Below are 26,036 nucleotides of genomic sequence, written 5' to 3'. Positions count from 1 at the left end.
AATTATAGGTGATTAATGGCTTCTACTTCGGCGCGGGTATGTTTATGTTTAAATATCACGACAAAAACAACTGCAATAACGAGTACGTAAATGGTAAAGGTTAACCAGATGTTATGCCAGTCTTTTACGTCCAGGGCTCTGCTCAGATCTCCGTTAGGTAATACATCAATCCCTTTATTTTTAAGAAATTTAAGCAGGTGTACATTGTCTGCTTCGCTTTTTACGTATTTGGATAGTGAACCAATATTGTGATAATAAGTGGTAAAAAAGCGGCTAATCATCCAGCCTGAAACCAAACTGCCAAACACAGCGCCAAAGCCATTGGTCATCATCATAAACAAGCCCTGGGCAGAAGAACGGATTTTTGGGGTGGTTGAGGTTTCTACAAACAACGATCCCGATATGTTAAAGAAATCGAAAGCCATACCGTAAACAATACAGGAAGTGATGATCATCCAGAGGTTGCTCGATGGGTCGCCGTAGGCAAATAAACCAAAACGCAATACCCAGGCAAACATGGCAATGGCAATTACCCATTTAATTCCAAATCGTTTCAAAAAGAAAGGAATAGCCAGGATAAATAGTGTCTCTGATACCTGAGAAATGGATAAAATGATGGTAGAATATTTAATTACAAACGATTCGGCAAAAACCGGGAATAATTTAAATTCATCTAAAAAAACATCACCATAAGCATTGGTTAACTGTAAGGCAGCCCCCAGGAACATCGAAAAGATAAAAAACAAAGCCATTTTGTAATCGGCAAAAAGCTTGAAAGATTCTAGCCCGAGTTTTTGTGCAAATGTTTTCTTATCACTGATTAGATTTAATGGCTTGCAAGCTGGTAATGTAAATGAATATACCCCCAACAATAAAGCACTTATACCTGCAATGTAAAACTGGTTGGCACTGGCTTTATTACCGGTTAAGTTGGTAATCCACATGGCTGCAATAAAGCCAATTGTACCCCAAACGCGGATAGGCGGAAAATCTTTTACTACATCGAAATTGCCATTTTTTAAAGTGGTATAGCTGATCGAGTTACTTAGTGCTATGGTTGGCATATAAAAACACATGGCTACCAGTATTACCCAGAAAAAGGTGTGCGGATTATTGACCTGAGGCAGGTAAAACATGGTTGCGGCATACAGGATGTGCAAAATGGCATAGAGCTTTTCTGCATTGATCCATTTATCGGCTAAAATACCGGTAAGGGTAGGCATAAACAGCGAGGCAATACCCATGGTAGAGAAAATGATCCCAAAATCGGCGCCATCCCATTGTTTGGTTCCGAACCAATAATTTGCAATTGTAATTAACCAGGCAGCCCATACAAAGAATTGCATGAAACTCATTATAGTTAAGCGAAACTTAACGTTCATAATAATAGTTTAGTTTAAAAGCTGAATATAGAACTATTTTAAAACATAATCCAAAATGAGCCTAATTATTTTACACAATCTGGCTCATTTTGGACTTTAGCTTTTTTATAGCAGAGATTTTGTAGAAAAAAATCTGAAAGATCGGGCTATGGATAATAACTGAAGGCAGAAACTATGAAGTTCCGCGTTTATTTAATTCATCTCTTAAGCGGGCAGCTTTTTCATAAGCTTCTTCGGCTATAGCTTCCTGTAATTTTTGCTGTAACTCTTCTACCGTAAGATCGCCAAAGCCTTGTTGCTGGCCCGAAGTTGGCAAGGTGTCGGCTTCGGGTTCTTTAGCAATCGAATCCATATTCTCGAGGAAAAGAAAATCATTTCCTTCGATTACAATACCTGCAGAAGCCAGGATAAATTCGTAGGTATAAATCATCGCATTAAACCTCACGGCTAATGCAATAGCATCCGAAGTACGGGCATCAACCTCGTGGGTATTTTTGCCGTCGCTGCAAATCAGTTTGGCATAAAAAACGCCATCAACCAGATTATAGATAATGATTTCCTGGATGTTGATATGAAAAGTATCAGCCATCGATTTAAACAGATCATGGGTTAATGGCCTGCTAGGAGTCATTTTTTCAATTTCTATGGCAATAGCCTGGGCTTCGAAGGCACCAATAATAATGGGAAGGCGCCTGCGTCCATTTACTTCTCCTAAAACAAGGGCATAAGCACCAGATTGCGTCTGGCTGTAAGATAAACCTACAATATCTAATTTGACTTTTTTCATATTTGTTTTTCAAAACCTCGCAGGTTTTAAAAACCTGCGAGGTTTGAAGGTTTATATTATCCCTTATGTGCTTTTAATGCCTCAATTAATTTAGGTACCACTTCAAAAGCATCACCAACAATACCGTAATCGGCCACTTTAAAGAAAGGTGCTTCCGGATCTTTGTTAATTACTACAATCACTTTTGATGAACTTACGCCTGCCAAATGCTGGATAGCGCCAGAAATACCAATAGCAATGTATAAATTTGGGCTAATGGCAATACCAGTTTGGCCAACGTGCTCTGAGTGTGGTCTCCAGTCTGCATCAGAAACCGGTTTTGAACAAGCTGTAGCGGCACCCAATAAACCGGCAAGTTCTTCAATCATTCCCCAGTTTTCCGGACCTTTTAAACCTCTTCCGGCTGATACTACCAGCTCGGCATCTGGTAACGAAACTTTATCGGTAGCCCTAACAATATCTTTAATAACAGTACCCAGGTCTGATTGTTTAATATCAGCACTAAAGTTTTCGATAACGGCATCAGTTGCGTTTTCTTTAACGCCAAAAGCATTTGGATTTAAAGCAATTACTTTGTTAGCCGACGTTAATTCGGTGATAGCAAAAGCTTTACCCGAGAAAGCTGTTTTCTTAACGGCAAATTTACCATCTGTACTTGGCAGTTCAACAGCACCATCGGCTAATCCTGCTTTAAGTTTTACCGCAATACGTGGTGCCAAACCTTTACCAGAGAATGAGTTAGATAATACCACAATAGCAGCGCCTTCTTTTTCGGCAGCAGCAGCGATAACGCTTGCATAAGCCTGGTTAACAAAAGATTTTAACTGATCGGCGCTTACATTTAAAACTTTAGCTGCACCATATTTACCCAGTTCTTTTAATTCGCTTTCGGCAACATCACCAATTGAAATAGCGGTTAAGCTGGTAGCTTGTTGATCGGCAATGGCTTTGGCGTAAGAAACCGCTTCGAATACAGATTTCTTAAATTTGCCTTCAGCCTGTTCTACATATACTAATACTGACATATATTTATCCTTAATTCCCTTAGCGGGCGTATTTTTAATTTATGATTATTGATTTATTTCTGCTAGGCTTAGCAAAGAAAATTGCTAACTGCCAGCTGATTAGATTACCTTAGCTTCGCTATGTAACAGGTTGATTAACTGCTCTGTCTGATCGGCAGGGATTAATTTAACCGTTCCGCGAGGGGCAGGGGTTTCATATTTGGTTACCTTGGTTACTTCATCAATAGCAACCGCTTCTACAACAGCCAAAGGTTTTGTTCTGGCGCTCATAATACCACGCATGTTCGGAATTTTAGGCTCAGCTACACCTTCTGCACAGCTGGCTACAAACTTACCCGAAACGGTTAATACTTCTTTACCGCCTTCAATTTCTCTTTCGATAGTTGCAGTATCGCCATCAATATCTAATTTTTTGATGATCGATACAGAAGGGATATCTAAAAATTCGCCAACCATGGCAGCAACCTGGTTTCCATTGTAATCAATAGATTCGCGACCGGTTAAAATAACATTGAAATCTTTGTCTTTAGCATATTCAGCAATTTGCTTCGCCACAAAATAGGCATCTCTTGGAGCTGCATTTACCCTAACAGCATCATCGGCACCAATAGCAAGTGCTTTTCTGATGGTTGGATCGTTGGCTGCTTCGCCAACATTGATAACGGTTACCGTTCCTTTACCACCTTCAGTTAGCTCAATCGCTCTTGCTAAAGCAATTTCATCGTAAGGATTAACAATATATTGTACACCTGCAGTATTGAATTCGGTATTATCGTTGGTAAAAGTTATTTTTGTCGTTGTGTCTGGCACATTACTGATACAAACTAATATTTTCATATGTTATATGTTTATTATATAAGGTCTTTCTGCAAATTTAATTAAAAAAGCAAGGAAATAAAATGTCAACTACCCGTTTAAGTAAGTTATTAGATTTTTTAGAAAGCGATCCGAACGATCCGTTTATACTATATGCCTTAGCCACAGAGTATAACGCACAAAATGATAAAGAAAAAGCCTATTCTTTTTACCTTCAGTTAACTGATCAGCATCCCGATTATGTAGGTACCTATTACCATCTGGGCAAGTTATTGGAAAAAGACAACCAGAAAGAAAAAGCAATCGAAATTTATCAAAAGGGAATGCAAGTGGCACGCAATAAGCGCGATATGCATGCTTTCTCCGAATTGCAAGGGGCCTACAACTCAGCAGCCGGATTGGATTACGAAGATGACTAGGTCAGTTTTTAGTTAACAGTTATCAGTTTTAATTCATGCAAAACAAACCTATTGCTGCCAAAAAGCAGTGGCTGTTTATCCGGAATGTTATTTTTTTTACATTCACCTCTTTTGGCGGGGCACAGGCGCACCTGGCTTTATTGCTTAAGTATTTTGTACAGAGCACTAAATTTATCTCGGAAGAGGAGCTTTTAGAGTTAAATGCACTGGCGCAGGTATTACCGGGGCCTGCCTCTACGCAAACACTGGTAGGGATAGCCTGGAAAGTAGGTAAGTTGAAACTGGCTATCATTACTTTCCTGATCTGGATTTTACCGACAGCCAGCATCATGACTTTTGCTGCAATCAGCTATGCCATGCTCGATCAGAAGCAGAAGTTCAATGCAATTTTGGAATATATACAGCCCATTGCGCTCGGTATAGTGGCTTATGGCGCCTGGCAACTGGGTAAAAAGGTGCTTTCTTCGCAGGTAGCAATATTTCTGGCAGTAGCTTCGGTTATTGCCACCCTGGTGCTGCGCAACGCCTACGTGTTTCCTTTATCCATTTTAATTGGTGGGATGATCTCATCGGCCATAGAAACCCCAAAAGAGGAAACAGAGTTGAGGGTTAAATTATTTTCGAATGTTAACCCTAAAAAACTGATCTATTTTTTAGGCGCCTTGTTGTTGTTTGCCCTGGTTGGTGCAATCATTAACCGTACATCGCCATTCAGTTTGCCAATCCGTTTATTAGAGAATTTTTACCGTAACGGCATACTGGTTTTTGGTGGCGGACAGGTTTTGGTGCCCCTGATGTTTACCGAGTTTGTAGAAATGAAACACTATCTGCATGCCACGGGATTTTTATCTGGCTTTGCACTGCAGCAAGCACTGCCCGGACCAACCTTTTCTTTTACCAGTTATCTCGGTGCATTAAGCATGAAGAATTTTGGCTATGGACTTTGGGGGCAGATTTTAGGGGGCTTGATTGGTGTAATCGGTATTAATTTACCGGGATTAATTTTAGTATTGTTTATCGTACCTTTTTGGGATGACCTTAAAAAAATCTCCCGAATTAAACACAGTCTTTCCGGCATTAATGCGGTAAGCGTAGGTTTTATTATTGCCGCATTTATACTCCTGCTAATCCCTATGGGGTTTAACTGGCTGTTTTTAGGGATTATGCTGGTTACGTTTTTATTGCTCAACTTTACAAAAGTGAGCCCGCCCATTATTGTGTTAGCAGGGATTTTATTGGCCTATTTGTTTTAGTAGTTCTTAAGGTTAATAATAGCCTCAAATGATATAGGCTGAAGATATAATTATATCTAAAGATTGAATTGTCATCCTGAGCTTGTCGAAGGACCTGCTCAAACATTGTTGAAGGCCCTTTGATTACTTGTCTTGATTTTTATCCTGTGATTGGACTCGCTGTTTTTTGATGCATACAGGATTTCGTAAAAGGCATTGCAGGACTGACAGTGCGCTTTAGGTATGTTGGCGCTCCAATTCCGATGGGAAATCGGGATTGAACACCTTTAGGAGTCTCCTAGCCTTAAGTATGTTTCGCTATTGCATTAAGATTGCCATCCGATAGCTATCGGATCAAGCTGGCAATGACGATACTGTAAAAGGAATTGCAAAAAAGTGTACACACAATAGGATTCACTGGGAGGCCCGGGATACCCAGTGATTATTAAAACGGTGGATCATCATCACTGTAATCATCCATTTTTGAAGGACGGATTATCACATTGCTTTGCTTTTCAAAATCCTGCGATGGATACATTCCTGCTGATGGATCGGCTGCAAAAGAACTTGGTGGTGCATCAAAATCATCTTCCAGATCCTGGAATTTAACAAACTTACCAACGAATTTAAGTGGTACAATACCGGTTTCACCGTTACGGTGTTTGGCTATAATTACCTCACCAATACCCGCCTGCGATCTGCCTTGCTCATCTTCGGTAATACCATAATATTCAGGACGGTATAAGAACAATACCATATCCGCATCCTGCTCAATTGATCCCGATTCACGTAAATCGGATAACATTGGCCTTTTTCCTTGTAAACCTGGTCTGCTCTCTACCGCACGACTCAATTGCGATAGCGCCAGTACAGGTACATCGAGCTCTTTAGCTACCGATTTTAAGGCCCTTGATATACTACCAATTTCCTGCTCACGGTTACCACCACCTTTACCTTCGCCTTTACCATGCATTAACTGCAAGTAATCGACAATTACCAATTGAATATCGTATTGTGATTTTAGCCTCCGGCATTTGGCCCTGAACTCAAAAATATTTAGTGCCGGTGTATCATCAATTAACAGGGGAGCCTCAGTTAAACGGCCAATTTTGCTGTGTAGCTGTTGCCATTCCCATTCCTGTAAATTTCCTTTTCTGATTTTTTCCTGCTCAATTTCGGCTTCTCCGGAAATAAGACGGTTAACCAACTGTACCGACGACATCTCGAGCGAGAACACCACGCAAGGTCTTTGAAAATCGACCGTGGCGTTACGTGCACAGGTTAGTACGAATGCCGTTTTTCCCATCGCCGGACGGGCAGCGATAATTACCAAATCCTGTTTCTGCCAACCACCGGTAATACGGTCTAAGCCTGTAAAACCAGTTGGTACGCCTGTTAAACCATCAGTTTTGGTTCTTAGCTCTTCAAGCGATGCCAGCGACTGCTTCACGATATCTTCCATTTTCTGGGTATCTCTACGCAGGTTGTTTTGGGCAATTTCAAAAAGTCCTTTTTCGGCCTGGTCAAGCAAATCGAAAATATCGGTAGTATCTTCGTAAGCGTTGGTTATAATTTCAGTAGATATTCTGATCAGCTCGCGCTGGATATATTTTTGTGAAATGATACGGGCATGAAATTCGATGTTTGCCGCCGAAGCTACCCGGTTGGTTAAGCTCGTAATATAATAGGCACCACCTACAATTTCTAAGGCACCCATGGTGCGCAATTCTGAAGTAACGGTTAAAATATCTACCGGTTTCGATTTCTGGAATAGAATATGAATCGCCTCAAAAATCTTCTGATGGGCAATGTTGTAAAAAACATCAGGTTTTAAAACATCAATTACCGCAGATAGGGCATCTTTTTCGAGCATAAGCGCCCCCAAAACTGCTTCTTCCAGGTCTAAAGCCTGTGGTGGGATTTTTCCCTGTGCACTAATGGTGTTGCTTAGTCTGGCCTTTCGGGCAGCGAAGCTGTTTTTTCCGCCTTGTTCGTTATCGTTACTCATTCCACAAAAGTAATTAAATTTTGACGGGCTTGCTCGAATTAGTTGTTACTGTTTGTTAACAAATTGAAGCATAATCAAATTGATTTTTTTGAGGTTTTTTACCGGGATATTTTTTTTTGAACAATTAAATGTGAATAAGAATAATATAGATAAGGGCTAAAAGATTTTATTTGAATACTTTTGCCTAACAATTTCAAAACATGGATAATTTTAGAAGACCGCAACGCGCAAAAGAGAATAATGAGTTTATATTTGGGATCAGGGCTGTAATAGAGGCTGTTAAAGCCGGCAGGGATATCGAAACCATTTATCAGCAACGTGGTTTGGGTGGCGAATTGTTCTTAGAGTTAAAGGCGCTTTTAAAAGATACCTTAATTCCGCTAAACTCAGTTCCGATTGAGAAACTGAACCGGATGTCGCAGAAAAACCACCAGGGAGTTATTGCGGTAATATCACCTATTACCTATCAAAATATTGAAGACATAATACCTGCTGTTTTTGAAAAAGGAGAGGTGCCGCTCGTTCTGGTGCTGGATAGTGTGACCGATGTCCGTAACATGGGCGCGATTGCCCGTACGGCTGCCTGTGTAGGCGTTCATGCCATTGTTGTGCCTCTAAAAAATGCAGCTCAGATTAATGCCGATGCCATTAAAACATCAGCAGGTGCTTTATTTAGCATTCCCATTTGCCGTCATGCCAACCTGCACAAAACCTGTTTGTTTTTACAGGATAGCGGCTTACAGGTAGTTGCCTGCACCGAAAAAACTAACGATATGATTTATGCGCCTGATTACACCATGCCAACAGCAATTGTAATGGGGTCGGAAGATGAAGGAATTTCGAACGATTTGCTAAGGGTAGCCGATCATCTGGCTAAAATACCTATGGCTGGTAAAATCGAATCGCTCAATGTATCGGTAGCTGCCGGGGTAATTTTATACGAAGCAATCAGACAAAGAACGATTTAAGGTAAGGGGATGGTCAATAATCAATAACCAATGTTCAAACTTCAATGACCAAAAGCGAATACATTAAAAAGGATCATAAATAAAAAGCTTAATGTACTTAATTTCTTAATGATGAAATTACTTAATATGAAAGATGGAAAAGGGAGGATGGAAGTAAATAACCAATAACCAAATTCCAATTTTCAATGGCAAGCGCGTTAGACAGGATCATAAATTAAACCCTAATGCGCTTAATTTCTTAATGGTGAAGCGATTTAATATGGAAGATGGAAAAGGGAGGATGAAGGTAAATAACCAATGTTCAAACTTCAATGACCAATAGAGAGTGCATGCTGAATAAAACCTTAATGCGCTTAATTTCTTAATGATAAAATTACTTAATATGGAAGATGTTCAGATTTACTTTACATCTTCCATATTAACTTTCACATCTTACCTCTTTTAAATAAACTTATTGCCGAAACGCGACTTCACTTCGGCAACAAATTCTTTAACACGTTGCTCTTCGTTTCTTGGGCAAACCATTAGCATGTTGTTGTTTTCTACTACAATATAATCGTGCAGGCCCTGTAAAATAACCAGTTTGTCTTTAGGTACGTTGACCATGCAGTTCGAAGAATCGAACATAATTACCTGCTCTGATGGGATTACAGCATTACCTACATAATCTTTTTCGGCCATTTCGTAAATCGAAGCCCAGGTGCCTAAATCCGACCAGCCGAAATCGGCAGGAAGCACATAGACATTTTCTGCTTTTTCCATGATACCAAAATCGATAGAGATATTGGTACACTGGAAATAAGCATTATTGATAAATTCTTTTTCGCCTCCCGTATTCAATTCTGCTCTGCCTACATTAAATATTTCATACATATCAGGCAAATGTTTTTCAAAAGCTTTTAGGATTGCTTTAGATGACCAGATGAAAATCCCTGCGTTCCATAAAAAATCACCGCTCTGGATAAATGATTTAGCCAGTTCAAGGTTGGGTTTCTCTGTAAAGGTTTTAACTTTATGCAGGTCGGTATCGGTATTGAGTACGTAATCAGTATGTTGTATGTAGCCATATCCCGTATCTGGACGGTTAGGTTTAATGCCCAAAGTAATCAGACAGTCGTTTTTTGATGCTGCATCAAGCGATTGTTCAATGGATCTGACAAACTCGTCCATATTACCAATGGTATGATCGGAAGGGGCAACAACAATGGTTGAATTGGGATTTAACTCCGCAATTTTTAAACTTCCGTAGGCAATACAAGGAGCTGTATTTCTAAGTAAAGGCTCTGCTAATATTTGGTTTTCGCTTAATTGGGGCAGCTGTTCTTTTACCAAATCGACATAAATTTCGTTGGTAACAATAAAAATATTCTCAGGCGGACAGATCTTTAAAAACCTGTCATAAGTGCTCTGTATCAGCGTTTTACCAACGCCAAAGAAATCGATAAATTGTTTAGGGTATTCTGTTCTGCTTACCGGCCAAAAACGGCTTCCTACGCCGCCAGCCATAATTAAGGCATAATAATCTTTATTCATTTTATGTTTTAAAATTACACTATCCCCTCGTTTAGGAGGTCGTGTAAATGGATGATGCCAAAGTAAGTGTTTTGTTCCAGAACTAACAACTGTGTAATGTTATTTTGTTTGATAATCTCCAGGGCATCTACAGCCAAAGCATCATGCTGGATGCTTTTAGGTGTTCTGCCCATAATATCTTCGGCCTTTAAATGCTCAATTGTATTGTTGTTTTCCAACATTCTCCTGATATCGCCGTCAGTAATTACCCCAAGTATATGATTACTGTTATCTACAACAGCCACAGCACCCAAACGGTTTTTACTAATTTCAATCAGTACATCTTTTACCGGAGCAGCAGGAGAAATAGACGGTTTTTCATTGGATAGGGCCAGGTCTCTTGCTTTTAAATAAAGTTTTTTACCTAACGATCCACCCGGGTGGTATTTGGCGAAATCGGCTTCGTTAAATTCGCGGCATTCGAGCAAACAAATAGCCAGGGCATCACCCAAAGCCAACTGTGCAGTGGTACTGGTAGTAGGAGCCAGGTTATGTGGACAGGCTTCTTTTTCAAAAGCAGTATTCAAAATCAGGTCAGCCTGTTCTGCGAGAAAGGAGCTCAATTCGCCAACCATGCCAATTAACAAATTGCCCGAGGTTTTAAGTAAAGGAACAAGCACTTTAATTTCGGGGGTATTACCGCTTTTGGAAAGGCAGATAATTACATCGTCTATCTGGATCATACCCAGATCGCCGTGAATGGCATCGGCAGCATGCATAAATATGGCCGGTGTACCGGTTGAGTTAAAAGTAGCCACAATTTTTTGGGCAATAATGGCGCTTTTGCCAATTCCGGTTACAATTACACGTCCCTTGCAGTGTAAAATACTGGTTATCACTTTTTCGAAATCATCGTTAATGTTCCGGGCAACATTCATTATTGCTGCTGCTTCGAGCTCCAGGGTGCTTATAGCCGATTGTATAATTGATTTTTTACTTTTCAAAGAGAAAATAATTGTCTGTTAATACTTGAAATTCTTGTAAAATTATGTTATTTTGGATAGAAAAATAGCATCGCATATTTTATTACACAAAATGGACGTGAAAAAGTCGTTATTTGATAACCTACAAAATTTCTTCGGGTTTGACAATTTCAAGGGTGATCAGGAGTCGATCATAACAAATATTTTAGAAGGCAATAACACATTTGTGATTATGCCAACAGGCGGAGGGAAGTCGATTTGCTATCAGTTACCAGCTTTAATGAGCGAAGGAACGGCAATTGTGATTTCTCCGTTAATTGCTTTAATGAAAAACCAGGTAGACCAGTTACGGGCTTTTGGTGGAAATGACAGTATCGCTCATTTTCTGAATTCATCTCTCAATAAATCTGAAATTACGCAAGTTAAATCTGATCTCTTAAGCGGTCAGACCAAATTATTGTATGTTGCGCCCGAATCGCTGGCGAAGCAAGATAATATTGAATTTTTAAACCTGATTAAGATCTCTTTCGTTGCGGTAGATGAGGCACACTGTATCTCTGAATGGGGGCACGATTTCAGGCCTGAGTACCGTAAAATTAAGCAGGTTATTGCAGGTTTAGGCAATAATATTCCAATTATCGCTTTAACTGCTACTGCTACGCCAAAAGTACAGCAGGATATTATGAAAAACCTTGGGATGACGGAAGCTACGCTGTTTAAATCGTCATTTAACAGGCCAAACTTGTTTTATGAGATCCGTCCCAAGCGCGATATTACCAAAGAGATTATCAAATACATCAAATCAAATCCGGGTAAATCGGGGATTATTTATTGCCTGAGCCGTAAAAAAGTAGAGGAAGTAGCCGAAGCTTTAAATTTGAATGGGATCAGTGCCTTGCCTTATCATGCTGGTCTGGATGCGAAAGTAAGGGCCGAAACGCAGGATAAGTTTTTGATGGAAGATGCCGAGGTAATTGTAGCGACCATTGCCTTTGGTATGGGAATAGATAAGCCTGACGTTCGTTTTGTAATCCACCACGATGTGCCTAAGAGCATGGAAGGTTACTACCAGGAAACCGGTAGGGCCGGACGTGATGGCGGCGAAGGGGTTTGTATCGCTTTTTACTCGCAAAAAGATGTAGATAAGCTGGCCAAGTTTATGAAAGATAAACCGGTTTCTGAAAGGGAAATTGGTACACAGATATTAAAAGAGGTAATTGATTATGCCGAATCGGGCGTTTGCCGCCGTAAACAGATTTTGCATTATTTTGGCGAAAACTTTAACGAAACAGGCTGTAACTGCATGTGCGATAACTGCAAAAAGCCTAAAAAACAGTTCGATGCTGAAAATCAGTTGTCTACGCTTTTAAAATTCATCGAAAAAACGGGAGAGAAGTTTGACGATGCGCATTTACTAAATGTTTTCTTAGGTTTAGAAACCGCCCAAACCATTGCTTACGAGCACAGTAAAGTGCCCGAATTTGGAATTGGGAAAGCAGATGGCGAGTTGATGTGGAAATCAATTGTGCGTCAGGCCGTTTTAAATAACTTCCTGTACAAGGATATCGATAATTATGGTTTATTAAAATTAACCAGACAAGGGAAAGACTTTATTGTTAATCCTTACAGCCTGAAGTTTATTTTAAATGAGCCGATTGAAAGTGGTGCCGACGATGATGATGATGACGTTAAACAAGGCCCGGGTGCTTTAGATACGCATCTGTTATCGCTGCTTAAAGATTTACGAAAAAAAATCGCCAAGCAAAAAAATGTACCTCCATTTGTGGTTTTCCAGGATCCATCGTTAGAGGAAATGTGCACGCACTATCCCATCACCATGGAAGAATTGCGCCAGATTTCGGGTGTAGGCTCTGGTAAAGCCATGAAATTTGGTACACCTTTTATCGAACTGATTAAAAAATATGTGGAGGATAACGACATTGAGCGCCCTATCGACCTGATTATTAAAACCCAGGCCAATAAATCGCAGATGAAAGTATCAATCATCCAAAATATCGACCGCCAGATTGGCCTCGAAGATATTGCAGATTCAAAAGGCATTACTTACGAGGAAATATTGAAAGAAGTAGAATCGATTGTAAACTCCGGAACAAAGCTGAACCTGAACTATTTCATCGATGAAGTGATTGATGATGACAGACAGGACGAGGTTTTCGATTATTTCAGGGCTGCTGAAAGCGATTCTATTGACGAAGCCTTAAACGAGCTTGGCGAAACTGATTATACGCGCGAAGAAATTCAGCTGATGCGCATTAAATTCATGTCAGAATTAGGAAATTAAGCAAGATATGAGAGGTGAGACATTAGATTTGAGACAAACTCATTCTAATATCTCATTTCTCACATCTCAATACTAAAAATTAGATTGGAAATATGAGACATTAGAGATGAGTAACTCATTCTCAGGTCTCACATCTCAGGTCTCACATCTCAACAATGATAAACTACTTAGATAAACTTAAAAATACCGATACAGGAAATTTCTTTTTAATGGCTGGCCCGTGTGCTATTGAAGGCGAAGAAATTGCCATGCGTATTGCCGAAAAGATTATTACCATTACCGATAAACTTCAAATCCCTTATATTTTTAAAGGCTCTTACCGCAAGGCCAACAGGAGTAAAGGCAGTTCATTTACTGGTATCGGCGATGAAAAAGCTTTAAGAATCCTTGAGCGTGTTGGTCGCGAGTTTGGTGTGCCAACGGTAACCGATATTCACGAAAGCGATGAGGCTGCAATGGCTGCTGCTTACGTAGATGTATTGCAGATTCCTGCGTTTTTGTGCCGCCAAACTGATTTGTTAATTGCAGCTGCCCAAACCGGTAAAGTAGTTAACGTAAAAAAAGGTCAGTTTTTATCGGCGGGTTCAATGAAATTTGCTGTGGAGAAAATTAAAGAAGCCGGAAATGATAAGGTTATTTTAACCGATCGCGGAAATACCTTTGGTTACCAGGATTTGATTGTTGATTACCGTGGTTTACCCGAAATGCAAAGTTTTGGTGTACCTGTGGTGATGGATTGTACACACTCTTTACAGCAACCTAACCAGAGCAGTGGCGTAACCGGCGGTAAGCCCGAACTGATCTCAACTATTGCCAAAGCGGCTATTGCTGTTGGTGCAGACGGTTTGTTTATTGAAACACATCCTGATCCGGCTAATGCTAAATCGGATGGAGCGAACATGCTGCATTTAGATTTATTGGAAGAAACTTTAACAAAATTAATTCGCATCAGACAAGCGATACTTTAATAGCCAGTCGTCATTGTCAGCTTGATCCAATAGCTATCGGATGGCAATCTTAAAGCAATTGCTTAGCAACGTAATTAAACTTATCAAGGTCAGATGGGAACATCTGACCTCACTTAAATTTGTTATTTGTCATGCTGAATGCAATGAAGCATCTTTTTGTAAATGTGTTTTTCATTTGAGAGAGATTCTTCACTACGTTCAGAATGACAGCGTTAAAAATTGATCTATCGGTTGTTGTCAACACCGACCGACATAAAAGCTTTATATTCTGTTGTAATCTCCACGCCAATGCCTTATTGCTTTCTTAATTTCATTAGGAGACAATTGATCAGCTACGGCTCTATCCACTAAAGCTAAAAATTCTTCATCTCCGGCAAATCGTAAAGCTAGTATTTGTCCCATGCTTAACTCTCCTGGAAGCGCTTTCCCGGCCAGAATGTAATAACGCAATTTTTCTTCAGCCCTTGCTGCTCTATCCTGTGCTTTGAGTGCAAACATGCGTGCCATTACAGCAATAATAGAAATTAGGAAAAATGCAAGTACAATCAAGCCTGTAATGATACTGGTGAAAGTAGCGCATACATAAATTGCAAAACCAAAGCCTAAAACTGCTAATGGTATTGCGAAAAAATGAAAAGGAGGATAAAATCTTTTATGGTTTTCGTAGTTCTGTGCCATATTTATTTTTTTTACGCTATACTATTTCGCCTGATGTATTATATTTTGGTGATAACAAAAGAAGTCCTCCTGTTATTTTTCCTACCCAGTTCAGTTTTATTATCTGCAATTGGCTTACTTGCCCCAAAACCTTTAAAAGTGAGTCTTTTGGCATCAATCTGGTTTTTAATCAGGTAATCGTAAACTGCGTTTGCGCGGTTAAAAGATAATTTCTCGTTCAGCTTATCATCGCCAACATTATCGGTATGCCCCTGAATTTCGATATTAACCGATTCGTTTTGGTGCAGGAAATCGATCAGCAAATCGAGCTCACGAATGGAGGCAGGAAGCAGGTTAAATTTGTTGGTATCGAAAAAGATATTGCGGAGCGTTACATTACCACCTTGTTTTATTTTTTCAATTGCTACTTCTATCTGGTAAGGTTTGTTTATATCGGCAGCTTTCAGTTCGAAATTTTCTGAATAAAACAAATAGCCTTCTGCGTTTACATTAAATAAATAATCGCTCCCTATGGGCATTACGGCTAAGAATTCGCCTGTTTCAGGGTCGGTATAATCATCAAAAACAGTTTTATTGGTCTTAAGATCGACCACCTGAACATTACTTTCAATGGTTTTCTTCGTGTCTTTATCCCTTACAATACCTTTAACATAGGTAACTTTCGCTGGCCTGGCCTGTTCAGGTATTCCAAAACTGTAAATATCCTGAGCACCAAATCCGTTTTTTAAATTAGATGAAAACAAGCCAAAATTACCGTCGGCACTTACTACCAAACCACTTTCATCATCAAATGAATTGATAGGATATCCAATATTAATCGGTTTCTGCCATTTTCCGCTGTCATCCATCCGGCTGTAGTAAATATCTTTATTGCCAAAACCCGGCCATCCATCCGATGAAAAATAAAGTGTTTTTCCATCCACATGTAAGAATGGTGTGTTTTCATCGTATGCGGTATTAATATCCGGACCCAGGTTTACTGCAGGTCCCCATTTGGCATCATCGGTAATGGTACTTTTCCAGATATCGTAACCACCAGACCCCCCGGGACGGTTGCTGATGAAATATAAAGTTCTGCCATCAGGACTAATCGCTGGTTGCGATTCCCAATATTCGGAGTTTACCGGTTTACCTACATTATAAGGTTCGCCCCAGTCTTTGCCTTCGCGGTGTGAAACATAAATGTCGCAACGGCCCAATCCATCCGGACGGTTACATCCGGTAAAAAAAAGATACTTACCATCAGGCGAAATGGTTTGCGCACCTTCATTGTAACGGGCAGTATTTATTTTAGCCGAAAGTGGCGTTGCCTGTCCCCAGGTATTATTTTTAAATTGCGATGTCCAGAAATCTTCGTTGCCATTAACCTGACGGGTAAATATCAAGGTTTCGCCATCTGCGGTCAATGCAGGGAAATATTCTGCATCTGTGGTATTAACCCCGGGGCCTAAGTTGGTTGGCGAGTATTTTACAGGTTTTTTAACGGCCGAAATGGCAAAATCACAATCCAGCAGGTATTTTTTTGCTTTTTTTGCGCGATCTGATGAAGCATCGAGCGCTAGAAATGCTTCGAAATCTTGTTTGGCTTTGGTGTAATCTTGTGTAGCAAATTCGGTTTCGGCCAAACCAAAAGTCACTTCAGGTTTTACATTTTTATTGATGAGGATCGCTTTTTGGTAAGCTCCTTTAGCTTCGGGATATTTTCTTTGAATTTTGTAAACACCGGCTAAAACAATGAAGGCATTTTGAAATAACGGATCACTTTCAACTGCAGTTTTCAATAATTGTTCTGCACCGGCAAAATCCTGTTTCTGGATTGCAGCGCCAGCATTTTCGAAAGCATTTTGCGCTTTTTTATTACCAGAGTTCTGTGCAAATACACAAAAACTTAAAAAACTAAAACATAGGAACAGACAAAACCTCATACATTAAACTTTGGTTACAAAGCTAATGTATCGTTTTTAAGGAATATTTAAAAATTTGTGTGTTTGTAAAGAAATTTCCCATTTCGGGTTGGCCATTACATAATCGATGATCATAGGGGTAATTTCCTTTGATTTAGACCACTCTGGCTGAAGATAAAGTTTACAACCCGGCGATACCATAGCTGCATATTCTTCTGCCCATTTAAAATCGCTTTTATTGAAAACAATTACTTTGAGCTCGTTGGCAAAAGGCGCAATATCAGGCCTTGGTGCTTTAAACTTTTTAGGCGATAAGCAGATCCAATCCCAGTTGCCCGAAAGCGGGTAGGCGCCAGAAGTTTCGATAAAAGTAAGAATACCTCTTTCTTTCAGTTTATTGGTCAGGTAATCGAGGTTATAAATTAAAGGCTCACCACCTGTAATTACAACAGCTTTACCCGGAAAACGGTCGGCATTTTCTACAATAACATCCGAAGCCGTTAACGGGTGCATTTCGGCATCCCAGCTTTCTTTCACATCGCACCAGTGGCAGCCCACATCGCAACCGCCCAAACGGATAAAATAAGCCGCTTTGCCGGTGTTAAATCCTTCGCCCTGTATGGTGTAAAATTCTTCCATTAAAGGAAGTAATGTGCCGTCTTCTGGAATTTCCTGTTTCATTTTTGAGGATGCAAATATCCTAAAAAAATATGGTGATGCCGTTCCTATTTCGAAATTTAATAGAAAGATGAAATAATACTGATATTTATTTGCAGTATTTTAGCGCTATGAAGTGGTTTAAAGCATTAAATAACAATCAGATTCCCCGTGCCGATGCCATTAAAACCATTTCGGTTGATGGGAAGCAGCTTTGTATAATTAATAACGAAGATAGAATTATTGCCACTCAATCGCATTGTCCGCATGCTGGTGGTCACTTTAGTGGGGGCTGGTGTAAAAACGGAAACCTGGTATGCCCCATTCACCGCTACGAGTACAGCCTCGAAACCGGAAGGGGAGCAGAAGGGCAGGGAGATTATATTAGGATCTATCCAACCGAGCTAAGAGAAGACGGTTTGTATATCGGCTTTGAAGAAAGCTGGTGGAGTAAATTATGGGGATAACTGGTTAATTGTATGGTTTTAATTGTTAGATTGTTAAATTGTTGCCAAGCAAACTGTCAACTGAAAATTGGATAATTAGTTCATTGGTCATTAGTTCATTAGTAACTGCAAACTGCCAATTGCAAACTGGTTTAAGGTTAATTGGTTAATTGTTTAAATCGGTTAATTGTATGGTTATAATTGTTAGATTGTTGCCAAGCAAACTGTAACTGCAAATTGGTTCATTTGTTCATTCGTCATTAGTAATTGCAAACTGCCAATTGCAAACTGGTTTAAGGTTAACTGGTTAATCGTTTAAATCGGTTAATTGTATGGTTATAATTGTTAGATTGTTAAATTGTTGCCAAGCAAACTGTTAACAGCAAATTGGATAATTAGTTCATTGGTCATTAGTAACTGCAAACTGCCAATTGCAAACTGCTTTAAGGTTAACTGGTTAATTGTTTAAAGCGATTAATTGTATTGTTGTAACGGGTACTGTAAACTGATAATTGAAAACTGCAAACTTAGCGTCTTCTTGCCTTTGTGGTTATAAAATGGTAAACCGGCCCTTGCTATTAAATAAAAAAAGCGATCCAAAATGAACCGCTTTCAATGCTTTAGTCTTTAAGCTTTCGGCTTTAGTCTCAAGAATAAATTTCTTTCCTTGCCGAAGCCAATGTGTTTTTCAACAAGCCTACAATAGTCATTAAACCTACACCACCTGGTACCGGCGTAATGTATGATGATATCGGCGCAACATTGTCGAAATCAACATCTCCATACAGTTTAAAGCCTGATTTGGTTTCGGTAGAATTTTCGCGGTTAATCCCCACGTCGATAATAATAGCACCTGGTTTAACCATATCAGCAGTAACAAAGTTCTTTTTACCAATAGCCGCAATTACAATATCGGCCTGTAAAACCTGCTCTTTTAAATCTTTCGTACGCGAGTGGGTAAGCGTTACGGTACAGTTACCAGGATTGGCATTACGCGCCATTAAAATACTCATTGGGCTACCTACAATATTACTGCGGCCAACTACAACGCAGTGTTTGCCAGTTGTATCGATATTGTATTCCTGTAACATCAATAAAATACCATAAGGAGTTGCCGGAATAAAGCAAGGTAAGTTGCGCATCATTCGGCCCAGGTTTACCGGGTGGAAACCATCTACATCTTTACGGTAATCAATTTTTTCAGTTACTTTTTCAGGGTCGATGTGCTTAGGTAATGGCAATTGTACAATTAAACCATCCACATCAGCATCCTGGTTAATTTCTTCAATTTTAGCCAACAATTCAGCCTCGGTAACCGAGTTATCGTAACGGTGAAGCGAAGATTTAAAACCTACCTTTTCACAGTTTTTCATTTTACTGGCTACATAAGTTTCGCTACCACCATCATTACCCACTAATATCGCTACAAGGTGTGGCTTGCGACCACTTTTATTCAAAAATTCAGCCGCCTCTTCAGCAATCTGAACCTTAACTTTTTCTGATACGTATTTACCGTCTAGTAGTTTCATTTTTCTAGTATCTAGTATCAAGTATCAAGTATCAAGCTTCGCAAGCTGTCTTGCTATCTGATACTAGTATCCTGATTATAATATTAATCTAATTTTAAAACCGCCATAAAAGCAGATTGCGGGATTTCTACGTTACCCACCTGGCGCATGCGTTTTTTACCTTTTTTCTGTTTCTCCAATAACTTACGTTTACGGGAAATATCACCACCATAACATTTAGCGGTTACATCTTTACGTAAAGCGCTCAATGTTTCGCGGGCAATAACTTTAGCCCCGATCGAAGCCTGAATTTTAATCTCAAACTGCTGACGTGGGATCAGTTCCTTTAATTTTTCGCAGATCTTCTTGCCGAAATCGTAAGCATTACTTCGGTGAATTAATGAAGATAATGCATCAACAGGCTCTTCATTAATTAACATATCTAAACGAACTAAATCCGATTTACGGTAACCAACCTGATGATAATCAAATGAGGCATAACCTTTAGAAATAGTCTTCAGTTTATCGTAAAAATCGAATACAATTTCGCCCATTGGCATTTCGAAAACCAATTCAACACGATCTGAAGTTAAGTAAGATTGATTAACAATAATACCACGTTTTTGAATACAAAGCGACATTACCGGACCAACAAATTCTGCCTTAGTAATGATATTTGCTTTGATAAAGGGCTCTTCAACCGAATCCAGTTTACTTGGGTCTGGTAAATCAGATGGATTATTTACGGTAATTTCAACACCTTTGGTGGTATGTGCAACATACGATACGTTGGGTACCGTTGTAATTACAGTCATGTCGAACTCACGTTCTAAACGTTCCTGGATAATCTCCATGTGCAACATGCCCAGGAAACCGCAACGGAAACCAAAGCCTAATGCAGCAGAACTTTCAGGTTCGAAAACGATAGAAGCATCATTTAGCTGCAATTTGTGCATCGCTTCACGTAATTCTTCAAAATCTTCTGTATCAACAGGGTAAATGCCGGCAAATACCATTGGCTTAACCTCTTCAAAACCCTGAATGGCACCATCAGCTGGTCTGCCAACAGTTGTTATGGTATCTCCAACTTTTACCTCGCGTGCTTCCTTAATTCCGGAAATAATGTAACCTACATCACCGGTTTTAACTACGTTGCGTGGCGACATATCCAGTTTCAAAATACCCACCTCATCAGCAAGATATTCTTTACCGGTATTGATGAATTTTACCTTGTCACCTTTTTTGATTTCGCCGTTTACCACTTTATAATAAGCAATAATCCCCCTGAATGAGTTGAATACAGAGTCGAAAATCAATGCCTGCAATGGCGCTTCGGTATCGCCAACCGGAGCCGGAACCCTGTCAACAATAGCCTGTAAAATTTCAGGGATTCCCATTCCTGTTTTACCAGAAGCAGGAATAATATCATCACGGTCACAACCGATTAAATCAATAATCTGATCTTTAACTTCCTCTGGCATGGCGCCCGGTAAGTCCATTTTATTCAGGATCGGAATGATTTCCAGATCATGCTCCAAAGCCAGGTATAAGTTCGAAATGGTTTGTGCCTGAATACCTTGAGAGGCATCAACAATCAATAAAGCACCTTCACAGGCGGCAATTGAACGCGAAACCTCGTAAGAAAAATCTACGTGTCCAGGGGTGTCAATTAAGTTAAACACATATTCTTCACCACCAACTTTATAGTTCATTTGTATGGCATGACTTTTAATGGTAATGCCTCGCTCGCGCTCCAAATCCATATTATCGAGCAATTGCGCCTGCGCTTCACGCTGCGAAATTGTCGCTGTATATTCTAATAACCGATCAGCCAGGGTACTTTTACCATGGTCGATGTGTGCAATAATGCAAAAATTACGTATATGCTTCATCTTTGCGCAAAGATATGTTTTTTAATGGAATTTGTAAGCTGTTACAGAAAGTGAAATCCATGATTTTTTGGGGTGATTAAAATTTGTATTTTTCCGCATAATCAGAAAAGCAAAGCCAGTTGCATTTCGGCAATTTTAGCCCTGCCTTTCACTATATCTTTTTGGTTGTAATCAGCTTTAAACTGAATATCGCTTAGCCAAAAAGGATGCCGTTGCCGTCAGGTTTATTAAACAACAGGTACTGGTGCTTGGGTCACCTTTTCCAGACATGGTGCTTAATACGTAACAATTGGCAAGCTTTTTACTCTAATTATAACCAAAATCCAAACATTTTGCTCAGCTTAATTCATATTCATAAAAAATACGGCAGCCATGAAGTTTTAAACTTTAGCGAATGGAAAATCGATTCCGGAATCCATTGGTTAAAAGGAGGGAACGGTACTGGTAAATCTACTCTGTTCCGCATTATATCTGGTCAAACACCTTTTAAAGGCAAGGTTGAACTCAATGGGGTTAACCTTAAAAAAGAACCGGTAAAGTTTCGAAGCATAATCAGTTTTGCAGAAGCCGAACCACAATATCCATTATTTATTACCGGCCAGGAACTGATTGATTTTTACACCGGAACCCGTAATGCAAAAGCCAGCCAGGCAGCTAACCTGGCTGATTACTTCGAAATGTCGGCTTTTTTAAACCAAAAGGTAGGCGGTTACTCCAGTGGCATGCTTAAAAAGTTGTCTTTAATTTGTGCGTTTATTGGCGATCCGGTTTTGTATATTTTAGATGAACCCCTCATAACCATCGATATAGCATCGGCCGATAAACTTTACCAGCTCATTAAGGAGAAAGCCGCACAAGGTAAGTCTTTTCTATTATCCTCTCATCAGGAGGTTAGTGCTGATAAACTGAAACTTGATGGTGTATTTAATATTGATGATAAACAGGTAATTAGGTTATAAATGTTAAAGCTATTAGTCAATACATTGGCCAAATCTTTTTACCAGCAGCATGCCGGTTTTTTTCTGGTAGGTATTTATATTTTATTTGGTGTGGTAGAACCTTCGCAATTGATTGGTTATCAAAAAGCATTGTTGCTGGCTGGCATTACTTCGCCAGTTGGTATGGCTATTGTTTTTACTTCCTGGTTTTTATACAGCCTTAAAGCACTGTTTTTTGTCAGGCAGAAACTTGCAGAGGCACAATATAGTTATGTGCGCGAAACAGCTGCATTACAGGTAAGTATGCAACTTAAACTTTGGCTTGAATTATTTTTGGTAATGCTTTTACCAATAGGTATTTATGTGTTTTTATTAATCGTTCTAAGTTTTAAATATCGTTTGTTTTGGAGCGCTTTAAGTATTGTTTTCGTGTTTACACTACTGTGCCTGGTATTATCGTGGCTCACCTTTCGTTCGGTAACTTTTGGATTTTTAAAGCAGGAACGAAGGCCGCTTAGTACAGGTATACAAGTTAAACGCCCGTATTTCAGCTGGCCCATTTTTCACTTGCTAAACGAACAACCTTTAATGTTGCTGATGTGCAAAGGCTTATCGTTCATTTTTTTTAAAGGCATGTTGTGGATGTTTGCCGATGCTGATACAGATGAAAGGGTAGTACTCGTTGGACTATTGGCTTCGGTTTTATGCCACGCCGTTTTAATTTACAGCCTGCTTAAATTCGAAATATCTTATTTGAATTTCGTAAAAAGTATGCCTGTTCCGGTATTTAAGCGTGTGCTTAACTGGCTATTGATATTTTTCATAATCTTAATCCCAGAATGGATATTTGCAATTATGGCAAGCCATAGTATGCTTTATACCTTTTTTACCGTGTTTTTATTTGGTCTGGCAAGCTTACTTTTAATGCTAACTATACTAAATATCGTAAAATTAGATATGGATCGCTACCTGAAATACTTGCTGTTTTTCTTTTTTATGGCTATGTGGGCTATTCTGGCGTATTATGGTCTTTTATTCAGCGTTTTGTTATTGGTTAGCTGCAGTTTTTATTATCTGCAATTTTTCAATAAAACCGATTTAAAAGCGCTTACAGAATAGCAAACAGAAATTTTAACCACAGATTATTACAGATCAACACAGATTTGCCTTCTCTTCCAATCTGTGGTTAAAATTATGTGGTTACACCACTGTTTTCTTCCACTTACCTTTTTTAAACAAAATGTAAGCGGCTACAGCAATGCCTGCTTCGGCGGTTGGTATGGCGATAAATACGCCGGTTGGCCCCATTTCTAAAAACCTGGCCAAAAAGTAGGCAAAAGGAATCTGGAACAGCCAAAAAGCAAAAACATTAATTTTTGTTGGCGTCCACGTATCGCCGGCACCATTGAATGCACTTGTAAGCACCATTCCTAATCCATAAATAATAAAACCAATACTTAGTATTTTTAATGCATGACTTGCAATTTCAACTATCTTTTCATCGGACGTAAAGAACGAAGCAAATAGATGTCCGCAGGTCAAAGAAAGAGCACTAATAATAGCCATAAAAATCACCATGTACTTCATTGTTATAAAAACAGATTTCTCAGCTCTATCTAAATGGCCAGCGCCTAAATTCTGACCAACAAGCGCTGCAGAAGCATTGCTAAGTCCCCAAGCAGGCAATATAGAAAACATCATTAATCTCAAAGCTGTTTGAAACCCAGCAGAACCATCTGGCCCGCCGGTTGTGGCGACCAATCTTGTTAAAAAAATGTAACTGCAGGAGCCTATACTAAACTGTAAAATACCAGGAGCAGCAATTTTTATGATGGCTTTAATTTGTTTCCAATCGGGAACGAAATGACTTGCCATGATTTTTAGTGCACTTTTGTCATTAAATAAATTATAAACTTGATAAGTAACCCCAATGCCACGACCTATTGTTGTTGCTATGGCTGCACCTGTTAAACCAAAGGCAGGTACTGGTCCAAAGCCGTTAATAAAAACAGGGCAGAGGGTAATGTTGGCAATATTGGCGATCCATAAACTCCGCATAGCAATAGCTGCGTTACCTGCACCTCTAAAAATTCCGTTAATTAGAAATAACAAAACTATAATGAGACTTCCTCCAATCATTATTCGAGTGAATGTTGTTCCATGATCTGCTGTTTCTGCCGAAGCTCCCATTAGTAAAAGTATATCTCTTGCATATAATAGGCCAATTATACTGATTATTAGATTTATGGCTACGGCGATTAAAATAGTTTGTATGCCTGCTTTTGAAGCAGCCTCAGGGTTTTTCTCGCCAATTCTGCGGGCTACAACGGCTGTAGCAGCCATACTTAAGCCAATGGCAAGCGAGTAAATAATGGTTAAAACCGATTCGGTTAAACCTACGGTTTGGATGGCATGACTGCTGTTTTCCAGGTGGCCAACAAAATACAGATCGACCAGTGCAAAAACAGACTCCATCGTCATTTCCAACATCATGGGGATCGCCATTAGAATAATAGCCCTTTTTATGCTGATAGCAGTTAAATCAACCTCATGACCTTTAATAGATTGTACAAGTAGCTCGAAAAAAGAAGATAGTTTGCCCTTTGTCTGTGTTGACTGTGACATATAATGAAATTAAAATGTAATAAATAAACCAAATGATACGCCTTACGCGTACCTATTTAAAATTGAAATGGGAGGGAATCCTCGGTTATTTAGAACCTCAAACGGATTGCAGATACTATCATTGCTCTGGCCTTTTTGATCGACCAAAGATAACGAAAAATATTAAACGTCAAATTTTGATGACGATTTTTTGAGTTGGTGATTAATTTTTTTGCCACGGATGCATCGTGGATTGGGATACAGGGAAATATATTATAATTGTTTTTTGCCATTTCCATGGTCTGTGGCTCACAGACCATTAATTTAACTTTAAAATTTATGGTGATTAATTTTTACCACGGAGGCAAAAGATGTGGTGATTGTTTTTTTGCTACACCTGCCCAGCCGTTCAGGCGGGGAAGCACGGAATCCACGTATTAATTCTCTTGAATCGTTTCAATCCCTTAATCGGTGTAATCTCACCAATCACTTAATCCTATTTATTTATATACTGTAAGCTTTAATCATTTCTTCGGTAACCTTAGTGCCTCTATTGGTATTTAAATCAATCAGTACGTAGTCAAAAATCCCATCCGAAGCTACTTTATTGGTTTTTTTATTGATGATTTCGAATTGCACCGAACAGCCTTTTTCGTGCATGGTTAAAATTCCGGTGCGGATGAGCATCAGGTCGTTCATCAATAGGGGCCGTTTAAAGCTGATATCTACCCGGCTTACCACCCAACCCAAACCTTGTTTAGTGAAATGCTCCCATGGCATGCCGTAAAACTTCTCCATCTGCTCATAACGGGCAGCCAATACATAATCGAGGTACTTGCTGTTATGTACATGGTTAAACATGTCTATATCGTCAGGACGGACGCGTAATTCGCTTTCGAAGATGCTATACTGATTCTTTTCCACTACCAAAATGTTTCTGCAAAAGTATACAATTGTATACTTTTGTTGCTCTTTTTTCGTATTTTTGATAAATGGGGAGGTTAAAG

Annotated in this window: 22 protein-coding genes; 8 read left to right on the top strand and 14 right to left on the bottom strand. The window is 39.4% G+C overall.

Annotated features, from left to right (window positions below):
- Positions 1-2: 2 nt before the first annotated feature.
- From BLR37_RS00990 to BLR37_RS00975, 4 genes are all read right to left on the bottom strand, one after another.
- Positions 3-1,382, bottom strand: a complete 1,380-nt coding sequence (locus BLR37_RS00990) for a nucleoside permease (RefSeq protein WP_090763381.1) — start codon at positions 1,380-1,382, stop codon at positions 3-5.
- Between the two features lie 172 nt (positions 1,383-1,554).
- Positions 1,555-2,169 (bottom strand): bifunctional nuclease family protein, encoded by a 615-nt coding sequence (locus tag BLR37_RS00985; protein ID WP_039482582.1) that lies wholly within the window; start codon positions 2,167-2,169, stop codon positions 1,555-1,557.
- Between the two features lie 56 nt (positions 2,170-2,225).
- On the bottom strand, positions 2,226-3,194 hold the full coding sequence (locus tag BLR37_RS00980; protein ID WP_039482578.1) for an electron transfer flavoprotein subunit alpha/FixB family protein: 969 nt from the start codon (positions 3,192-3,194) through the stop codon (positions 2,226-2,228).
- Positions 3,195-3,293: 99 nt separating this feature from the next.
- Positions 3,294-4,031: an electron transfer flavoprotein subunit beta/FixA family protein gene (locus BLR37_RS00975; RefSeq protein ID WP_039482575.1), complete on the bottom strand. Its 738-nt coding sequence runs from the start codon at positions 4,029-4,031 to the stop codon at positions 3,294-3,296.
- 62 nt (positions 4,032-4,093) lie between these two features.
- Here BLR37_RS00975 and BLR37_RS00970 point away from each other — a divergent pair, with 62 nt between their 5' ends.
- Complete coding sequence (locus BLR37_RS00970; protein WP_090763378.1) at positions 4,094-4,429, top strand: tetratricopeptide repeat protein; 336 nt, start codon at positions 4,094-4,096, stop codon at positions 4,427-4,429.
- A 35-nt stretch (positions 4,430-4,464) separates the two neighbouring features.
- Entirely contained in the window at positions 4,465-5,682 is a 1,218-nt protein-coding gene (chrA, locus tag BLR37_RS00965) for a chromate efflux transporter (RefSeq protein WP_090763375.1), read from the top strand.
- Between the two features lie 424 nt (positions 5,683-6,106).
- Here chrA and dnaB read toward each other — a convergent pair whose 3' ends face one another.
- Positions 6,107-7,669, bottom strand: a complete 1,563-nt coding sequence (dnaB, locus tag BLR37_RS00960) for a replicative DNA helicase (RefSeq protein WP_039483176.1) — start codon at positions 7,667-7,669, stop codon at positions 6,107-6,109.
- Between the two features lie 200 nt (positions 7,670-7,869).
- Here dnaB and rlmB point away from each other — a divergent pair, with 200 nt between their 5' ends.
- Positions 7,870-8,637, top strand: coding sequence for a 23S rRNA (guanosine(2251)-2'-O)-methyltransferase RlmB (gene rlmB / locus BLR37_RS00955; protein ID WP_090763372.1), 768 nt, complete (start codon positions 7,870-7,872; stop codon positions 8,635-8,637).
- 441 nt (positions 8,638-9,078) lie between these two features.
- On the opposite strand, the gene BLR37_RS00950 is transcribed toward rlmB, so the two are convergent.
- Both BLR37_RS00950 and BLR37_RS00945 read right to left on the bottom strand, forming a co-directional pair.
- A complete protein-coding gene (locus BLR37_RS00950) occupies positions 9,079-10,170 on the bottom strand; it encodes a mannose-1-phosphate guanylyltransferase (protein WP_090763369.1) in 1,092 nt (363 codons plus the stop codon).
- Between the two features lie 14 nt (positions 10,171-10,184).
- Entirely contained in the window at positions 10,185-11,153 is a 969-nt protein-coding gene (locus tag BLR37_RS00945; RefSeq protein WP_208599579.1) for a KpsF/GutQ family sugar-phosphate isomerase, read from the bottom strand.
- 91 nt (positions 11,154-11,244) lie between these two features.
- On the opposite strand from BLR37_RS00945, the gene recQ reads away from it, so the two are divergent.
- Both recQ and kdsA read left to right on the top strand, forming a co-directional pair.
- On the top strand, positions 11,245-13,434 hold the full coding sequence (gene recQ, locus BLR37_RS00940; protein ID WP_039483164.1) for a DNA helicase RecQ: 2,190 nt from the start codon (positions 11,245-11,247) through the stop codon (positions 13,432-13,434).
- 155 nt (positions 13,435-13,589) lie between these two features.
- On the top strand, positions 13,590-14,402 hold the full coding sequence (gene kdsA, locus BLR37_RS00935) for a 3-deoxy-8-phosphooctulonate synthase (protein WP_090763366.1): 813 nt from the start codon (positions 13,590-13,592) through the stop codon (positions 14,400-14,402).
- A 261-nt stretch (positions 14,403-14,663) separates the two neighbouring features.
- Here the strand turns inward: kdsA and BLR37_RS00930 are convergent, their stop codons facing one another.
- From BLR37_RS00930 to BLR37_RS00920, 3 genes are read right to left on the bottom strand one after another with little or no spacing between them, the layout of a single operon-like run.
- Positions 14,664-15,080: a DUF6526 family protein gene (locus BLR37_RS00930; RefSeq protein ID WP_090763363.1), complete on the bottom strand. Its 417-nt coding sequence runs from the start codon at positions 15,078-15,080 to the stop codon at positions 14,664-14,666.
- A 38-nt stretch (positions 15,081-15,118) separates the two neighbouring features.
- Positions 15,119-17,005, bottom strand: a complete 1,887-nt coding sequence (locus BLR37_RS00925; protein ID WP_090763360.1) for an OmpA family protein — start codon at positions 17,003-17,005, stop codon at positions 15,119-15,121.
- 36 nt (positions 17,006-17,041) lie between these two features.
- Positions 17,042-17,665: a 7-carboxy-7-deazaguanine synthase QueE gene (locus tag BLR37_RS00920; RefSeq protein ID WP_090763357.1), complete on the bottom strand. Its 624-nt coding sequence runs from the start codon at positions 17,663-17,665 to the stop codon at positions 17,042-17,044.
- Positions 17,666-17,772: 107 nt separating this feature from the next.
- Between BLR37_RS00920 and BLR37_RS00915 the strand changes: the two genes are divergently transcribed.
- Complete coding sequence (locus BLR37_RS00915; RefSeq protein WP_090763354.1) at positions 17,773-18,108, top strand: Rieske (2Fe-2S) protein; 336 nt, start codon at positions 17,773-17,775, stop codon at positions 18,106-18,108.
- Positions 18,109-18,734: 626 nt separating this feature from the next.
- Here BLR37_RS00915 and BLR37_RS00910 read toward each other — a convergent pair.
- Both BLR37_RS00910 and lepA read right to left on the bottom strand, forming a co-directional pair.
- Positions 18,735-19,616, bottom strand: a complete 882-nt coding sequence (locus tag BLR37_RS00910) for a bifunctional 5,10-methylenetetrahydrofolate dehydrogenase/5,10-methenyltetrahydrofolate cyclohydrolase (protein WP_090763351.1) — start codon at positions 19,614-19,616, stop codon at positions 18,735-18,737.
- A gap of 83 nt (positions 19,617-19,699) precedes the next feature.
- Positions 19,700-21,487, bottom strand: coding sequence for a translation elongation factor 4 (gene lepA, locus BLR37_RS00905; RefSeq protein ID WP_039483140.1), 1,788 nt, complete (start codon positions 21,485-21,487; stop codon positions 19,700-19,702).
- 332 nt (positions 21,488-21,819) lie between these two features.
- Between lepA and BLR37_RS00900 the strand changes: the two genes are divergently transcribed.
- Together BLR37_RS00900 and BLR37_RS00895 are read left to right on the top strand one after the other, a co-directional pair.
- Entirely contained in the window at positions 21,820-22,446 is a 627-nt protein-coding gene (locus tag BLR37_RS00900) for an ATP-binding cassette domain-containing protein (RefSeq protein WP_167356523.1), read from the top strand.
- Positions 22,447-23,544, top strand: a complete 1,098-nt coding sequence (locus BLR37_RS00895; protein ID WP_090763344.1) for a hypothetical protein — start codon at positions 22,447-22,449, stop codon at positions 23,542-23,544.
- Positions 23,545-23,625: 81 nt separating this feature from the next.
- On the opposite strand, the gene BLR37_RS00890 is transcribed toward BLR37_RS00895, so the two are convergent.
- Together BLR37_RS00890 and BLR37_RS00885 are read right to left on the bottom strand one after the other, a co-directional pair.
- Complete coding sequence (locus tag BLR37_RS00890) at positions 23,626-25,050, bottom strand: MATE family efflux transporter (RefSeq protein ID WP_090763341.1); 1,425 nt, start codon at positions 25,048-25,050, stop codon at positions 23,626-23,628.
- Positions 25,051-25,533: 483 nt separating this feature from the next.
- Positions 25,534-25,953 (bottom strand): acyl-CoA thioesterase, encoded by a 420-nt coding sequence (locus BLR37_RS00885; protein ID WP_090764777.1) that lies wholly within the window; start codon positions 25,951-25,953, stop codon positions 25,534-25,536.
- Positions 25,954-26,036 lie beyond the last annotated feature (83 nt).

This window comes from Pedobacter soli, from assembly GCF_900101435.1.
Classification (GTDB): domain Bacteria; phylum Bacteroidota; class Bacteroidia; order Sphingobacteriales; family Sphingobacteriaceae; genus Pedobacter; species Pedobacter soli.
This window is presented reverse-complemented; position numbering and strand designations above follow the sequence as displayed.

Coding starts and splice junctions, on each gene's coding strand:
- BLR37_RS00990 (WP_090763381.1), bottom strand. CDS start 1,382: ATGAACGTTAAGTTTCGCTTAACTATAATGAGTTTCATGCAATTCTTT.
- BLR37_RS00985 (WP_039482582.1), bottom strand. CDS start 2,169: ATGAAAAAAGTCAAATTAGATATTGTAGGTTTATCTTACAGCCAGACG.
- BLR37_RS00980 (WP_039482578.1), bottom strand. CDS start 3,194: ATGTCAGTATTAGTATATGTAGAACAGGCTGAAGGCAAATTTAAGAAA.
- BLR37_RS00975 (WP_039482575.1), bottom strand. CDS start 4,031: ATGAAAATATTAGTTTGTATCAGTAATGTGCCAGACACAACGACAAAA.
- BLR37_RS00970 (WP_090763378.1), top strand. CDS start 4,094: ATGTCAACTACCCGTTTAAGTAAGTTATTAGATTTTTTAGAAAGCGAT.
- chrA (WP_090763375.1), top strand. CDS start 4,465: ATGCAAAACAAACCTATTGCTGCCAAAAAGCAGTGGCTGTTTATCCGG.
- dnaB (WP_039483176.1), bottom strand. CDS start 7,669: ATGAGTAACGATAACGAACAAGGCGGAAAAAACAGCTTCGCTGCCCGA.
- rlmB (WP_090763372.1), top strand. CDS start 7,870: ATGGATAATTTTAGAAGACCGCAACGCGCAAAAGAGAATAATGAGTTT.
- BLR37_RS00950 (WP_090763369.1), bottom strand. CDS start 10,170: ATGAATAAAGATTATTATGCCTTAATTATGGCTGGCGGCGTAGGAAGC.
- recQ (WP_039483164.1), top strand. CDS start 11,245: ATGGACGTGAAAAAGTCGTTATTTGATAACCTACAAAATTTCTTCGGG.
- kdsA (WP_090763366.1), top strand. CDS start 13,590: ATGATAAACTACTTAGATAAACTTAAAAATACCGATACAGGAAATTTC.
- BLR37_RS00930 (WP_090763363.1), bottom strand. CDS start 15,080: ATGGCACAGAACTACGAAAACCATAAAAGATTTTATCCTCCTTTTCAT.
- BLR37_RS00925 (WP_090763360.1), bottom strand. CDS start 17,005: ATGAGGTTTTGTCTGTTCCTATGTTTTAGTTTTTTAAGTTTTTGTGTA.
- BLR37_RS00920 (WP_090763357.1), bottom strand. CDS start 17,665: ATGAAACAGGAAATTCCAGAAGACGGCACATTACTTCCTTTAATGGAA.
- BLR37_RS00915 (WP_090763354.1), top strand. CDS start 17,773: ATGAAGTGGTTTAAAGCATTAAATAACAATCAGATTCCCCGTGCCGAT.
- BLR37_RS00910 (WP_090763351.1), bottom strand. CDS start 19,616: ATGAAACTACTAGACGGTAAATACGTATCAGAAAAAGTTAAGGTTCAG.
- lepA (WP_039483140.1), bottom strand. CDS start 21,487: ATGAAGCATATACGTAATTTTTGCATTATTGCACACATCGACCATGGT.
- BLR37_RS00895 (WP_090763344.1), top strand. CDS start 22,447: ATGTTAAAGCTATTAGTCAATACATTGGCCAAATCTTTTTACCAGCAG.
- BLR37_RS00890 (WP_090763341.1), bottom strand. CDS start 25,050: ATGTCACAGTCAACACAGACAAAGGGCAAACTATCTTCTTTTTTCGAG.